The following is a 14,691-nucleotide window of genomic DNA, read 5'->3' on the forward strand; positions in this document are numbered from 1 at the left end:
CACCCCTGGCATACGCATCCACCCCGTGATTTTTACAGAACAAAACAGCAGGTGAAGTCATGATCGCAACGCAAACCCTGGAATTGCGGGCGCCCTTGTCGGGTGTACTGCTGGCGCTGGACAAGGTGCCCGACCCGGTATTCGCCAGCCGCATGATCGGCGACGGCCTGTGCATCGACCCAACATCGCAGACCCTCTGCGCGCCGCTGGCCGGGGTGATCAGCAATATCCAGGATACTGGGCATGCGGTCAGCATCACCGATGACAACGGCGTGCAGGTGCTGATGCATATCGGCCTGGACACTGTAAGCCTGGCCGGCAAGGGCTTCATCCGTCTGGTCGAGGAAGGCCAGCGGGTGGAGGCGGGGCAAGCCCTGATCGAATTCGATGCCGACTATGTGGCGCTCAACGCGCGCAGTGTGCTGACCCTGATGCTGGTGGTCAGCGGCGAGCCCTTCACGCCTCTGGCAAGCGGCCTGGTGGAACTGGGCCAGCCCGTGTTGCAGGTAGCCCCTGGCAATCGGATAGAAGAGGCCGATGAGGAGGAGGGCGACGCCCTGTTCTCCAAGCCGCTGACCTTGCCGAATGCCAACGGCCTGCACGCCCGCCCGGCGGCTGTATTGGCCCAGACCGCGAAAGCGTTTAGCGCAAGCATCTACCTGCACAAGCAAACCCAGAGCGCCAATGCCAAATCGCTGGTGGCGATCATGGCCCTGCAAACCGTGCAGGGCGACAGCGTGCAAGTGAGTGCGGCGGGGGAAGACGCCGAGGCCGCGATCGCGGCGTTGGTTGCGTTGTTGACGCAAGGCTGTGGCGAGGCCGTTACGACACCGACAGCACCGGAGCAACCGGTGTTGCCGGCCACGCTACTAAGGGGCGTGTGTGCATCGCCGGGGGCGGCGTTCGGCCAAGTGTTTCAAGTGGCCGAGCCTGTGTTGAACATCACTGAGCAGGGCGCCGGGCAGGCCGTTGAGCAGGCAGCGTTGGCCCGTGGTCTGGCGGCCGCGACCCAAGCGCTTCAAGCCTTGCAGGACGATGCCGTCGGCAGTGCCCAGGCGGAGATCTTTCGTGCCCATCAGGAACTGCTTGAAGACCCGACATTACTGGAACAAGCCCACGGATTATTGGCCGAGGGCAAGAGCGCAGCCTTTGCCTGGAACCGTGCCACCGCCGCCACCGTGGAACTCTTCCAGGGCTTGGGCAATGCGCTGATCGCCGAGCGGGCCGCGGACCTGGCGGATGTCGGCCAGCGTGTGTTGAAACTGATCCTAGGCATTCAAGACAGCGCTTGGGACTTGCCCGAGCGCGCGATCCTGATCGCCGAGCAACTCACCCCTTCGCAAACCGCCAGCCTGGACACGCGCAAGGTGCTGGGCTTTGTCACGGTCGGCGGTGGCGCCACCAGCCATGTCGCCATCCTCGCCCGGGCCCTTGGCCTGCCGGCGATTTGCGGCGTGTCGCCTGAAGTGCTGGCGCTGGCCAATGCTCGGTATGTCTTGCTGGACGCCGATCAGGGTACGTTGCAGTTGGACCCGGACCTGGCGCAAATCGAGCAGTTGGAAACGGCGCGCGCGCAACAGCTGCTGCGTCATCAGCGGGACATGGCGCAGGCCGGTGTTCCTGCAATCACCCGCGATGGGCATCATGTCGAAGTCACCGCCAACGTTGCTTCGTTGCCGGAAGTGGAGCAGTCCCTGGGCCTGGGCGGCGAAGGCGTCGGCCTGCTGCGTTCGGAATTTCTCTACCTGGACCGCAACCGCGCCCCCAGCCCCGACGAACAAGCCGCCACCTACACCGCCATCGCCCGTGCCTTGGGCACCGAGCGCAATCTGGTGGTGCGCACCCTGGATGTCGGCGGTGACAAACCTTTGGCCTATGTGCCGATGGACGCCGAGAACAACCCATTCCTCGGTCTGCGCGGCATTCGCCTATGCCTGGAGCGGCCGCAATTGTTGCGCGAACAGTTCCGCGCGATCCTCGCCAGCGCCGGTTTCGCACGGCTGCATATCATGCTGCCGATGGTCAGCCTGCTCTCTGAGTTGCACCTTGCTCGGCGGATTCTTCAAGAAGAAGCGTCGGCGCTCGGGCTCGCGACGCTACCGAAACTGGGCATCATGATCGAAGTGCCGTCCGCTGCATTGATGGCGGACGTCTTCGCTCCCCATGTGGACTTTTTCTCCATCGGCACCAATGACCTGACCCAATACACCCTGGCCATGGACCGTGACCATCCGCGCCTGGCCAGTCAGGCCGACAGCTTCCACCCGGCGGTATTGCGGCTGATCGACACAACGGTCAAGGCTGCCCATGCCCACGGCAAGTGGGTGGGCGTGTGCGGTGCGCTGGCGTCCGAAGCGCTGGCGGTGCCGGTGTTGATCGGGTTGGGGGTGGATGAGCTGTCGGTCAGCGTCCCGTTGATCCCCACTATCAAGGCCACGGTGCGCGAACTGGACCTGGCTGACTGCCAGATCATCGCCCGTCAGGTCCTGGGCCTGGAAGAAGCCGCCCAAGTGCGCGAGGCATTGCGCATGTACCAGGCGGCCACCGTTGAAACCTCACCTGTCGTGGAGCTTTGAGCATGTTCGAGAAATTGCAGCGGGCGTTCTGGAAGGCCCTTACTCCGGATCTGGTGGCGGAAACCGTAGCCGCGCCAACGCAGAATGAGTTGTCGGCCGCGGTGCTGAGTGCGTTGGGCGGGGCGGATAACCTCAAGTCGCAACAGCGCGTGGCACTGACGCGGGTGCGGGTGCAATTGGAGGATGCGGGGCGGCTGGATGAGGCGGGGTTAAGGGCGTCGGGTATTGCTGGCGTGATGGTGTTACCGGGCGGCGTAGTCCATCTGCTCACCGGCCTTTGAGCCAAGTAAAGCCAATTGGCGGCGTCTGAAATATTGCGCTCAGAGTGGCGGGGTGTCTTCCGGCGGCTTGGTCTTGTCGATACCCGGCACATGCAGGTTGCCTTCGACCACCTGGTTGCCTTCCAGCTGCGGCTGGGTCACCCAGGTGAGAATGTCGTAGTAGCGCCGGATGTTCGCCACGAAGTGCACAGGTTCGCCGCCCCGCGCGTAGCCGTAGCGGGTTTTGCTATACCACTGCTTCTGGGACAGGCGCGGTAGCATTTTCTTTACGTCCAGCCATTTGTTCGGGTTCAGGCCTTCGCGCTTGGCCAACGTGCGAGCGTCTTCCAGATGGCCGGTGCCCACGTTGTAGGCGGCGAGGGCGAACCAGGTGCGGTCCGGTTCGGCGATCTTGTCGTCCAGTTCGTCCTTGATCTTGGCCAGGTACTTGGCGCCGCCCATGATGCTTTGCCGGGCATCCAGGCGGTTGGACACGCCCATCGCCTGGGCGGTGTTCTGGGTCAGCATCATCAGGCCGCGCACGCCGGTCTTGGAGGTGACGGCCGGCTGCCACAGTGATTCCTGGTAACCGATGGCCGCCAGCAGGCGCCAATCGACCTTTTCTGCCTTGGCATATGCCCGGAAGTGCTTTTCATATTTGGGCAGGCGTTGCTGCAAATGCTGGGCGAAGGTATAGGCGCCGACGTAACCCAGTACGTCGACATGCCCGTAATAGCGGTCTTTTAGCCGTTGCAGGGTGCCGTTCTTCTGCACCTTGTCGAGGTAACTGTTGACCTCGTTGAGCAGGCTGTTGTCATCCCCGGCGGCCACGGCCCAGCTCTGGTTGCTGGCATTGCCCAAGTCGAAGGCCACGCGCACATTGGGGAAATACACCTGGTTCATCGCCACTTCGTTGGAGTCCACCAGGGTCAGGTCGATTTGGCCCTCGTCCACCATGCGCAGCAAATCGACCACCTCGACCGCGTCGGATTCTTCGTATTCGATGGCAGGATTTTGCTTTTTCAGATCGGCCAGTTGTTCGGCGTGGGTGCTGCCCTTGAGCACCATGATCTTCTTGCCCACCAGATCCGCCGCGTTGGTCGGCCGCGATTGGCCGTTGCGGTAGATGATCTGCGGAGTGACTTCCAAATAAGGATGGGAGAAACGCACCTGTTGCTGACGCTGTTCGCTGCTCACCAGGCCCGCGGCGGCGAGCACCGGGCCGTTGGGTTTGCCCAACTGGCCGAACAGGTCGTCAAGGTTGTCGGCGGTCTCGATTTCCAGCTTCACCCCAAGATCATCGGCAAAGCGCTTGACCAGTTCGTACTCGAAACCGGTTTCACCGTTGCGGTCCTGGAAATAAGTGGCTGGACTGTTTCGAGTAACCACCCGCAATACGCCATCCTCCTTGATTCGCTCGAGCGTGCTGGGTTTATCAACACAGGCGCTGAGCATCAGGAAGAGTCCGGTTGCGATGAGCCATCTGGCGCATCGCGGGCGCAAAGCAGTTGGGGAGAACATCTGCGCAGTATACGCAAACGGCCCACGGCGCCATATCTCGACAGCGCAGGACTTGTCTGCTAGCGCCGCCAAAACTGTGCTGCAGCCCGCAGAAATGGGCGTTGGCGGGCGTTTGTGACGGTTAAAATAACTGCGCGGAATGCAGCGGATGACGCCGCGATAAGGTGCAATCGCGGCCAACTGACGTTCGGCAGCGGCCAGCGATACCGTTTCGGGTGCCGTTGGCGGCGGTTTACGCTAGAATGCACGGCCTCAAAGCACACCCCTTCCCGAGGCTGTCCCGAAGATGTTGATCCTGCGCGGCGCTCCTGCCCTTTCTGCCTTTCGCCACAGCAAACTCCTTGAGCAACTGAGCCAGAAGGTTCCAGCTGTTACAGGCTTGTACGCTGAATTTGCTCACTTCGCCGACGTGAGCGGCGTTTTGACCGCCGACGAACAGCAAGTGCTGGCACGCCTTCTGAAGTACGGCCCAAGCGTTCCCGTTCAAGAGCCGACCGGCCGCTTGTTCCTGGTTCTGCCACGGTTCGGCACCATCTCGCCCTGGTCGAGCAAGGCCAGCGACATTGCCCGCAACTGCGGCCTGTCGAATATCCAGCGCCTGGAACGCGGTATCGCCTTCTACGTCGCCGGGCAGTTCAGCGAGGCCGAAGCCGAGCTGATCGCCAGCAGCCTGCACGACCGCATGACCCAGATCATCGTCGGCCAGTTGGAACAGGCCGCCGGTCTGTTCAGCCATGCCGAGCCCAAGCCGCTGACCGCGATTGATGTGCTCGGCGGTGGCCGCGCCGCCCTCGAGAAGGCCAATACCGAACTGGGCCTGGCCCTGGCCGAAGACGAGATCGACTATCTGGTCAACGCCTTCAACGGCCTCAAGCGCAACCCCCACGACATCGAACTGATGATGTTCGCCCAGGCCAACTCCGAGCATTGCCGCCACAAGATCTTCAACGCCAGTTGGGACATCGACGGCGAAAGCCAGGAAAAAAGCCTGTTCGGCATGATCAAGAACACCTACGTGATGCACAGCGAAGGCGTTCTTTCTGCTTATAAGGACAACGCCTCGGTAATCGTCGGCTCCGTCGCCGGCCGTTTCTTCCCGGACCCCGAGACCCGCCAGTACGGCGCGGTGCAGGAGCCGGTGCATATCCTGATGAAGGTCGAGACCCACAACCACCCGACCGCGATTGCCCCGTTCCCAGGCGCAGCCACCGGTTCCGGCGGCGAGATCCGCGACGAAGGTGCTACCGGTCGCGGCGCCAAGCCCAAGGCCGGCCTCACCGGTTTTACCGTCTCCAACCTGCAGATCCCGGGCTTCGAACAGCCGTGGGAAGTGCCGTACGGCAAGCCCGAGCGCATCGTCACCGCGCTGGACATCATGATCGAAGGCCCGCTGGGCGGTGCCGCGTTCAACAACGAGTTCGGCCGTCCGGCCCTGACCGGCTACTTCCGTACCTTTGAACAGTCCATCACCACCCCCCGTGGCGATGAAGTGCGCGGTTACCACAAGCCGATCATGCTGGCCGGCGGTATGGGCAACATCCGTGAAGAACACGTCAAGAAAGGCGAGATCCTGGTCGGCTCCAAGCTGATCGTGCTCGGCGGCCCGGCGATGCTGATCGGCCTGGGCGGCGGCGCTGCTTCCTCCATGGCCACCGGCACCAGCTCGGCGGACCTGGACTTCGCGTCCGTACAGCGCGAAAACCCGGAAATGGAACGCCGTTGCCAGGAAGTCATCGACCGTTGCTGGCAACTGGGTGACAAGAACCCCATCAGCTTTATTCACGACGTCGGCGCGGGCGGTCTGTCCAACGCCTTCCCGGAGCTGGTCAACGATGGCGACCGTGGCGGCCGCTTCGAACTGCGCAATATTCCAAACGACGAGCCGGGCATGGCCCCGCACGAAATCTGGAGCAACGAATCCCAGGAGCGTTACGTGCTGGCCGTCGGCGCCGACGACTTCGCGCGCTTCCAGGCCATCTGCGAGCGTGAGCGCTGCCCATTTGCCGTGGTCGGCGAAGCCACTGCCGAACCGCAACTGACCGTCACCGACAGCCACTTCGGCAACAGCCCGGTGGACATGCCCCTCGAAGTGCTGCTGGGCAAAGCCCCGCGCATGCACCGTTCGGCGGTACGTGAAACCGAACTGGGCGATGATTTCGACCCAAGCAAGCTGGAACTGGCCGACAGCATCGAACGCGTGCTGCATCACCCGGCCGTGGCGAGCAAGAGCTTCCTGATCACCATCGGCGACCGCACCATCACCGGCCTGGTGGCCCGTGACCAAATGGTCGGCCCGTGGCAGGTCCCGGTGGCTGACGTGGCCGTCACCGCCACCAGCTTCGACGTTTATACCGGTGAAGCCATGGCCATGGGCGAGCGTACCCCGCTGGCCCTGCTGGACGCTCCGGCGTCGGGCCGCATGGCCATTGGCGAAACCCTCACCAACATCGCCGCATCGCGCATCGGCAAGCTGTCTGACATCAAATTGTCGGCCAACTGGATGTCCGCCGCCGGCCACCCGGGTGAAGACGCGCGCCTGTACGACACCGTGAAAGCCGTCGGCATGGAGCTGTGCCCTGAGCTGGGCATTACCATCCCGGTGGGCAAGGACTCGATGTCCATGGCCACCCGCTGGAACGAAGACGGCACCGACAAGAGCGTCACCTCGCCGCTGTCGCTGATCGTCACCGGTTTTGCGCCGGTTACCGACATCCGCCAGACCCTCACCCCGCAACTGCGCATGGACAAGGGCACCACTGACCTGGTGCTGATCGACCTGGGCCGTGGCCAGAACCGCATGGGCGCCTCGATCCTGGCGCAGACCCACGGCAAGCTCGGCAAGCAGGCCCCGGACGTCGACGACGCCGAAGACCTCAAAGCCTTCTTCGCCGTGATCCAGGGCCTTAACGCCGACGGCCACCTGCTGGCCTACCACGACCGTTCCGACGGCGGCTTGCTGACCAGCGTCGTGGAAATGGCCTTCGCCGGTCACTGCGGCCTGAACATCGTGCTCGACAGCGTTGCCGAGGATGCGTCCGAGATCAACGGCATCCTGTTCAACGAAGAGTTGGGTGCAGTGATCCAGGTCCGTCAGGACGCCACTCCGGATGTGCTGGCTCAGTTCAGCGCGGCCGGCCTGGCCGATTGCGTCGCGGTGATCGGTCAGCCGATCAACAACGGCGAAATCAATATCTCCTTCAACGGCGACACCGTGTTCAGCGGCCAGCGTCGTCTGCTGCAACGCCAGTGGGCCGAGACCAGCTACCAGATCCAACGCCTGCGCGATAACGCCGACTGCGCCGAGCAGGAATTCGACGTGATCCTGGAAGAAGACAACCCGGGCCTGAGCACCAAGCTCAGCTTCGACGTCAACCAGGACATCGCCGCGCCGTACATCAAGAAAGGCATCCGCCCACAGGTGGCGGTGCTGCGTGAGCAGGGCGTCAACGGTCAGGTGGAAATGGCGGCGGCGTTCGACCGCGCCGGCTTCAATGCGATCGACGTGCACATGAGCGACATCCTCGCCGGTCGCGTCGACCTCAACGAGTTCAAGGGCCTGGTGGCCTGCGGCGGTTTCTCCTATGGCGACGTGCTGGGTGCCGGCGAAGGCTGGGCCAAGTCGGCGCTGTTCAACAGCCGTGCCCGCGATGCGTTCCAGGGCTTCTTCGAGCGCAACGACAGCTTCACCCTGGGTGTGTGCAACGGTTGCCAGATGATGTCCAACCTTCACGAGCTGATCCCGGGCAGTGAGTTCTGGCCGCACTTTGTGCGCAACCGCTCCGAGCAGTTCGAAGCCCGTGTCGCCATGGTGCAGGTGCAGGAGTCCAACTCGATCTTCCTGCAAGGCATGGCCGGTTCGCGCATGCCGATCGCCATCGCCCACGGTGAAGGCCATGCCGAGTTCGAAAGCGAAGAGGCACTGCTGGAAGCCGACCTGTCCGGCACCGTGGCCCTGCGTTTCGTCGACAACCACGGCAAGGTCACCGAGACCTACCCGGCCAACCCGAACGGCTCGCCGCGTGGGATCACCGGCCTGACCAGCCGCGACGGCCGCGTGACCATCATGATGCCGCACCCGGAGCGCGTGTTCCGCGCGGTGCAGAACTCGTGGCGTCCTGAAGAGTGGAACGAAGACGGTGCCTGGATGCGCATGTTCCGCAACGCGCGCGTGTGGGTGAACTGAGGCGGTGTACAAGCTCAGCTTCTTTGTGCCCGACAGCCATGTGGAGACGGTGAAAACCGCCGTCTTTGCAGCTGGCGGCGGGCGCATCGGCGACTACGACAGCTGCGCCTGGAAAGTACTGGGCCGCGGCCAGTTTCGCGCGTTGGACGGCAGCCAGCCGTTTCTCGGGCAAGTCGGCGAGGTTGAAGTGGTCGATGAGTGGAAAGTTGAGATGGTGGTGGCGGACGATTTGATCGTAGCCGCAGTGGCTGCGTTAAAGGTCAGCCATCCCTACGAAACACCTGCGTATGAAGTGTGGTCGTTGGCGGATTTCTGATCTGCCGGCAGCCACTCCAAGCAACCCGCCGAGCCTTTATGGTCGGCGGGTTTTTTGTGGCCGGTGTTCAGGGGGCCGGTGTCAGTTTCACCTCTTCCCTCAAGGCTTCGATCAGGGTGTTCTGGAACTCGAAGCGCTGTTCTTTCATGTTCCAGCGGTCGATGAAAAACAGCCCGTTGTCATCCACCTGGATGGGCGTGGAAACGATCTCGCCGCTACGGGAGCGGTGCAGGATGTTGGTTTCGGCAGCTGATGGGCGTTCCACCAGAAAGAAACCGGGTCGAGTCAGTTTCGAGCGGTCAGCGGCAGGAAAGGGCAGGGGCGTCTGGGTGCCTGCGATACCGACGTCCAGCTTGAAGTCGCTACGCACGGCAATCCAGTAGGCGCCCTGAATGTCCGTCTCCCAATAACCGCGATGCAGGCTGCGCGACAGGGTGGGCGCGACGTCGCGAATATGCAGGCTGATGGCGCCCTGCAATTCGGCCAGCCCCGGCACCCCGAGCTGGGTATTGGTGTGGCCGCTACCTACGAACGCCACCCATTTGTGCGGGCCATGGGCCGTCTGGTCGGCCTTGATTACCTGAGCGGCAAAATAGCTGAACAGTTGATTGCGATCGGTGATGCCCTCCAGGCCTTTGACGTGATAGCTGGCGGTGCAGTCCAGGGCGCGAACGCGAATGCCATATTTGCCGGCGGCCTGAATCACTTCGGAATAACTGTTAGGGCCTCGGTACAGCGGCATATGCCCGCTGTCCTGGCGCTTGAGGTAAGCCTTGAGTTCGTCGGGCAGGCGCTGGGTGCGATGGAACAGGTCCAGTTGTGCCTGATGCAGGTCGGTCAGCAGGTGCTCGACATATAAGGTTTTGAAGCCTTGTTGCTTGAGGGTCTTCATCTGTTTGCGCAGGAACGCTTTGCTGGCCTGGGCCGAGTGGGCTTCGCCAATCACCAGCCCCGAGAACGTGCTGTCACTGACCTGCTTGAGGAAAGCTTCCGGTGTGGTGTCCGTTCTCAGGTGCGGCAGTTCCGGTCGGGGCGTGGCGTGATAGTCGGCAAAAAACGCTCGGGCCTTGGCCTTCAACTGCGTGCGTAGCGCCACAAAGGCATCGAATGCTTCACGACTGCGGGCACCGCTGGGGGCGTAACGCGTGTCCAGGCCCCTGGGGTGTTCGGCCAGGCTGGCGATGTCGTCCCTGAAGGTCGGCGCAATGTCGAACTCACTGAAGTGACCGGGCTGGGGTGCACTCTCCGCGATACTGGGTTGGGGGGCTTTGTAGCCGGTGTGCAGGGTCATACGGTAATCGGCCTTGGCCAGTCCATCGCCGGGAATCGCGCCGGGAGTATCCAGCCAAAGGCCGACAGGTTGGTTCGCACCCACGTCGTCGATGCGCAACGCCACCGCATTGTGCAGGTCGGCCAGCCCCGGGGTTTGATTGAAGCTGCGCATCCGGGACGGTTCGACCAAGGCCACCCAGCGTTCATCCATGGCGTCGACGCTGTCGGCTTGAATCACTTTATGGGAGTAGAAGTTTCTCAGGTCATTGCCCCGTGGCGTGGTGGACGGCGTATTACCGAGCAGGGTCAGCGAGTCTTCGAGTTGATAGGACGTCGTGGCATCAAGGGCGCAGATTTTCACCTTTTTTTCCTGCGCTTTACCTAGCAGGGCAGCGTAGGAAAACTCGGCGTCGTCGGCGATGCCGAAGGCGCTGTCGATACTCCGCATATGCTGTTGGATGTGCCGCCAGGACTGGCCCTTGTTGAATTTCTCCAGTTTCGGCCGGAACACGTCCCCCGGCAGGTATTCCACGTACAGGCGCTTGAAGCCTTTTTCGATCAGGGCGTCCATCTGTTGCATCAGCACCTGTTTACTGGCGATGGAGCCGGGTACCGCCCCAATGACCAGGTTCTTGTTGCCGGCGAACACATCGCTGTCGAGCAGTTGCCTGAAGGTTGTGCTCGCCTCTTTGGGGGGCGCGGGCGCGCGTGTGGGGATCGGGTCGAGGAATCGGAAAAAATTGCGCGCATCCTTGATCAGCTGCTCGACTTTTTGCACGTAAACCGGCTGCAAGTGTTTCACGCTGTCGGCCGCGGACGACAACACCGTATAGGCCGGCACGTCGCGTTCGCGGCCCAGCCGTATGAGTTCTTCGCGCACGTTCGGGTTGATCACCGTCGTCAGGTCGCGCCAGTGTTTCTCCGGCATTTCATACTGGGCAAACGGTTGTGGTGTCTCTGGCAGCGCTTCATATTTCGGGCCGCCGCCGGCCACTCCGGTACGACGCCAGACGCCCTCGGCATTGGGGGCGGCCACGCGGGTGGTCGAGACCAACTTGCCGCTGAGCGGATCGAGCCGATACAGCAAATAGCGCCCGATCACATCCGGCGTACGGCTCGCCCACAAGGCTTGCCCTTCGAACATCACCGGCTGCATGTTGGCGGGCACCGCAGGGGCGGGCTCCAGTTGCCGGATCAATTTCATGGCGCGCAGGTGTTCGTTCTTGGCTGCGGCCAGACGCAACGGTTTGCCAGTCGGCTTGAGGCCGCGCAATACCGGGCGCAAGTCGGTGAACACCGCGCCGGCGCTGTTGAACAGGTACCCGGCTAGGTGTTCCAGTGTCGCGCCGGTGTCGCCCTGGTGATAGGCGTGCAGGGCGAGCATGGCGTCCTTGAAAGCCAGCAACATCCCGGTACTCAGGCTCAGCACCGGGTAGGGCGCGGTGGCGATAGCGGTGACCCATTCCACACAGGTCCAGAGAATGCCGGTCACCATTTGCGTGCGGTTGACCGTGGTGCCCGTGACGTTGTCGATCTTGCGTTGCAGTTTCATGTTGTACAGCAGCTGACGCAGGTCGGTAACAGGCGGCACGCCGGCTATGGGGTCGTAGCGCGCCGGACTGAGGCCGGTTCTATCCAAGTGCGCGGGCAGTAGGCGCCGCGCTTCTTCCAGAAAGCTGCGTACTCGCGCCTGGGATTGAACGCCGACCCGGTTGACCAGGTAGCCGATCCAGCCGGGCTGGGTCTTGAGCAGGTAATTGAACAGCCGAGCCTCGCGAAAGCTGATGCCGTCGGGCGCTTGCGGGGTGTACAGCAGGACCGGGTTGTCGGCGTGGCTGAACAGGTAGGTGTCGATCACCCAATCGCCATCGATCATCAAGCGGTGGATGGCGTAGGTCTTGCGGGTTTGCACGGTGGTGTCGCCCAGGCTGGCGATGCTTTTTTTCAGCCAATTCAAGTCCACCCCGGCGATGTCGCCTTTGAGCTGCGCCTCGATGGCGGCACTGAGCAACTGGCGTTGGGTGATGGCCAGAATGGCATTGCGCCGGAAGTCATAGGCCGGGCTGTCGGCATTCAGCAGCTCGCGTCTGACTTTGTCTGTATAGCGCTGACCGATCCACACCCCTGTGACCGAGCGCGCGACCTTTTCGGCGGTCAGTGCGCTCAGGTCGATACCCTCCGGGCCCCTGAAGGTGGCCGAGCGGGAAAATTTCTCATCGAGAAAGCCCACCCCGTCGGCGTAGCCGTCGCGAAACAATTGGGTGTAGGTCAACGGTTCGGGGCGCGAGGCAAGAACTAATGTCGGCGGGGCATAGACCCAGACGGTATCCGGGTCGACGTCATTCCCTGGGCGGCCCAGCAGGCCATTCAAGCGTTGTCGGGCCTGGTCATGGAGGTAGGTGTTGAAGCTGTGGAAATTAGCCTCCGAGAGCGGATGTTCGTGGTAGGCCTGCAGCGCCCCTTCGGCGTCCTCGGCGGCGGTCACCAGTTGTTTGCGCACCTCATCGGTGGTCGAGCGGTACCAGTTCGGGGTGCTGAACGCATAGTCGTCGATACGCGCCGACAGCACATGGCGCGACATCGCTTGCAGGCATTCGGCGTGGCTGGCGGTGGTGCTGAAGGTGACCTCTTTGTATTCCTCGGCGTGGTATTTGAGGCTCAGGTTGCTTAATACGTGCTGCATGGCCGCGCGAAAACGCAGCGGCACGCGGGTGATCAGGTAATCGGTCATGCTCCCCGGCGCGGCCTTCAGGCCGTTGTCCAGGGTCCAGCCGAGGATATGTTGCTGGCAGGCCCGTTCCGTGTCGAAGGCCTTGAATTGCTGGTCGCGTGGCGCTTCAGGGGTGCACAGCAGCACGCGGTCCACGACGCCGCTGGCGTTCGTACGGCGCAGCACCCACAGGTCCTGAAGCTGTGCGCCGTGCAGCGACAGGGTATTGGCCCCTACGGTGGCGGCGCTGAGCTGCGGGTCGGTGCCTTCGCGCAGACGCTCAAGCAGTTGCAGGTCGCTCTCCAGCAGATGACCCTGCAGGTGGGCGATATACGCCAATGCGACGATACGTTGATCGAGCATGTGCTCAACCGCGCGCCGCACTTCTGCCCGGCCATGCAAATCGCGTTGTGCATCGGCGAAGTCCAGGCGCGGTTGCAGGGTGACCATTTGCTGCGCCAGCCAGGCGACGTTCAGATCCTGATAGGCCGCTGGCAGGGGCGCATCCTGGTAGGTGAGGACGGTGTTGGCGAGGAAGTCGGAGCCCGGCTTTTCATCGTCGGTGTGCAGGCCGCGCAAGGCCAGCTCGATCAGCGTGCGGTCGTGATCGTAATGGCCGACATTGGGGACGAAGCGTCGGGTGCTGACCAGCAGGTGCTGGGGTTCCAGGTCGTGGATGTCCAACTCGTCCGCCAGCCGTTCCAGCCATTGATAGCGTGCCAGCGTGCGGGGGGTGGTGGCCGGGTTCAACACCTCCAGCATTGCCCGGCGCGCCTGATCGTAGCCCTTGAGGCGCTCGGCCAGGGTGCTGCGCGCAACCTCGCTGGCGCTGCGGTACCAGTCCGGCGCGCTGTAACGCAGGCAGCGTTCGAGCAGGGTCTGGGCTCGCAGTTCAAGGCGGGCGGTGAGGTCGGGCAGGGCGGCCTCGATGGCATGCTCGACAGCCTCAATGAGTTGCGCGGCGTTCTGGTCCGGGTTGTCCACAAGGCTTAACGCGCGCTCGATGTCCAGGGTGCGCCGGTCGATCAGCACTTGGTTGACGTGCTCGAACAGCGGCTTATCGCTGATGGGCGACAGCGTCAGCGGCCAGATTCCACTGCTGCCCAATGCTTGGTAGCGCACTGGCAGCAGCGCCCTGAATTCCTCGGTGCTGGCGGGGTGTTCGAACTGCTGGTGCAGGCGTCTGTCCAGCAGCGCCAATGAATCGAATGACTCGACGCCCCGCGCTGGAGTGAACAGCAGCACCTGGCCGACATCCTGCGGGGCGGTGAGGCTGCTCGGCAGGGGATGGTTTTTTTCGGTCACCACAAACGCACCGGCCAGCTCGACGGTCTGCTCCTGATAGCTGAAGCGCAACGCATACAGCCCCGGGCGCAGGGTCGGGTACAGCGATACCTTTTCCAGCATCGCGCCTTCTTGCGGGTGCAACAGCCGATCCTGCACGCCGAGCTTGGCTTCGTGGGTCAGGGCGATGAAGCCGGCGTCGAAGGTCATAAAGGATTTGCGCGGCTTGCCGTCGATCTGGTGGGCCAGATCCAGTTGTCGCAACCGGGTATCGAGGTTGGCCTTGAGGGTGGCGAGCAAGGCTTGTCCTGCTTCGCTGCGCAGATCGCTGTCGCGCAGTGTTCCGTAGTGGACACGCGCATGTTCAAGGTATTGCCGGCGGGCACCACGGATCAGCCCGTTCAAGCGTTCGAGATAACGCAGGTCGGGCGAGGGGGCTTTCTCCGGGATCAACAGTGTGGGGGATTCGAGCAGATGCTGGCCGATTTGATTGAGGTAGGCCTTTATCTCATCGAACGTCGGGGCAATAGGGGGGCTGGACGTGCTCACGGGCACATTCTCCATGCTGA

General features: G+C 62.8%; 6 protein-coding genes. 4 read left to right on the forward strand and 2 right to left on the reverse strand.

Going from position 1 to position 14,691, the window contains the following annotated elements:
* The first annotated feature begins 59 nt into the window (after positions 1–59).
* Together ptsP and K1567_RS21605 are read left to right on the forward strand one after the other, a co-directional pair.
* Positions 60–2,576 carry a phosphoenolpyruvate--protein phosphotransferase gene (ptsP, locus tag K1567_RS21600; RefSeq protein ID WP_220698840.1) on the forward strand — a complete coding sequence of 839 codons (2,517 nt, stop codon included), beginning with the start codon at positions 60–62 and terminating at the stop codon, positions 2,574–2,576.
* A 2-nt stretch (positions 2,577–2,578) separates the two neighbouring features.
* Entirely contained in the window at positions 2,579–2,857 is a 279-nt protein-coding gene (locus K1567_RS21605) for a PTS transporter subunit EIIB (RefSeq protein WP_169868824.1), read from the forward strand.
* A gap of 39 nt (positions 2,858–2,896) precedes the next feature.
* Here the strand turns inward: K1567_RS21605 and mltF are convergent, their stop codons facing one another.
* Entirely contained in the window at positions 2,897–4,357 is a 1,461-nt protein-coding gene (mltF, locus tag K1567_RS21610; protein ID WP_167416632.1) for a membrane-bound lytic murein transglycosylase MltF, read from the reverse strand.
* 286 nt (positions 4,358–4,643) lie between these two features.
* Between mltF and purL the strand changes: the two genes are divergently transcribed.
* Both purL and K1567_RS21620 read left to right on the forward strand, forming a co-directional pair.
* Entirely contained in the window at positions 4,644–8,540 is a 3,897-nt protein-coding gene (purL, locus tag K1567_RS21615; protein ID WP_047882468.1) for a phosphoribosylformylglycinamidine synthase, read from the forward strand.
* A gap of 4 nt (positions 8,541–8,544) precedes the next feature.
* On the forward strand, positions 8,545–8,856 hold the full coding sequence (locus K1567_RS21620) for a YqfO family protein (RefSeq protein WP_220698841.1): 312 nt from the start codon (positions 8,545–8,547) through the stop codon (positions 8,854–8,856).
* A gap of 67 nt (positions 8,857–8,923) precedes the next feature.
* Here the strand turns inward: K1567_RS21620 and K1567_RS21625 are convergent, their stop codons facing one another.
* On the reverse strand, positions 8,924–14,671 hold the full coding sequence (locus tag K1567_RS21625; protein ID WP_220698842.1) for a membrane-targeted effector domain-containing toxin: 5,748 nt from the start codon (positions 14,669–14,671) through the stop codon (positions 8,924–8,926).
* Between the last annotated feature and the right edge of the window lie 20 nt (positions 14,672–14,691).

Origin of the sequence: Pseudomonas sp. S5F11, from assembly GCF_019641515.1 — a bacterium.
Lineage (GTDB): Bacteria > Pseudomonadota > Gammaproteobacteria > Pseudomonadales > Pseudomonadaceae > Aquipseudomonas > Aquipseudomonas rhodesiae.

Excerpts from the sequence above, each read along its gene's own strand:
- ptsP (WP_220698840.1), top strand. The coding sequence starts at position 60 with ATGATCGCAACGCAAACCCTGGAATTGCGGGCGCCCTTGTCGGGTGTA.
- K1567_RS21605 (WP_169868824.1), top strand. The coding sequence starts at position 2,579 with ATGTTCGAGAAATTGCAGCGGGCGTTCTGGAAGGCCCTTACTCCGGAT.
- mltF (WP_167416632.1), bottom strand. The coding sequence starts at position 4,357 with ATGTTCTCCCCAACTGCTTTGCGCCCGCGATGCGCCAGATGGCTCATC.
- purL (WP_047882468.1), top strand. The coding sequence starts at position 4,644 with ATGTTGATCCTGCGCGGCGCTCCTGCCCTTTCTGCCTTTCGCCACAGC.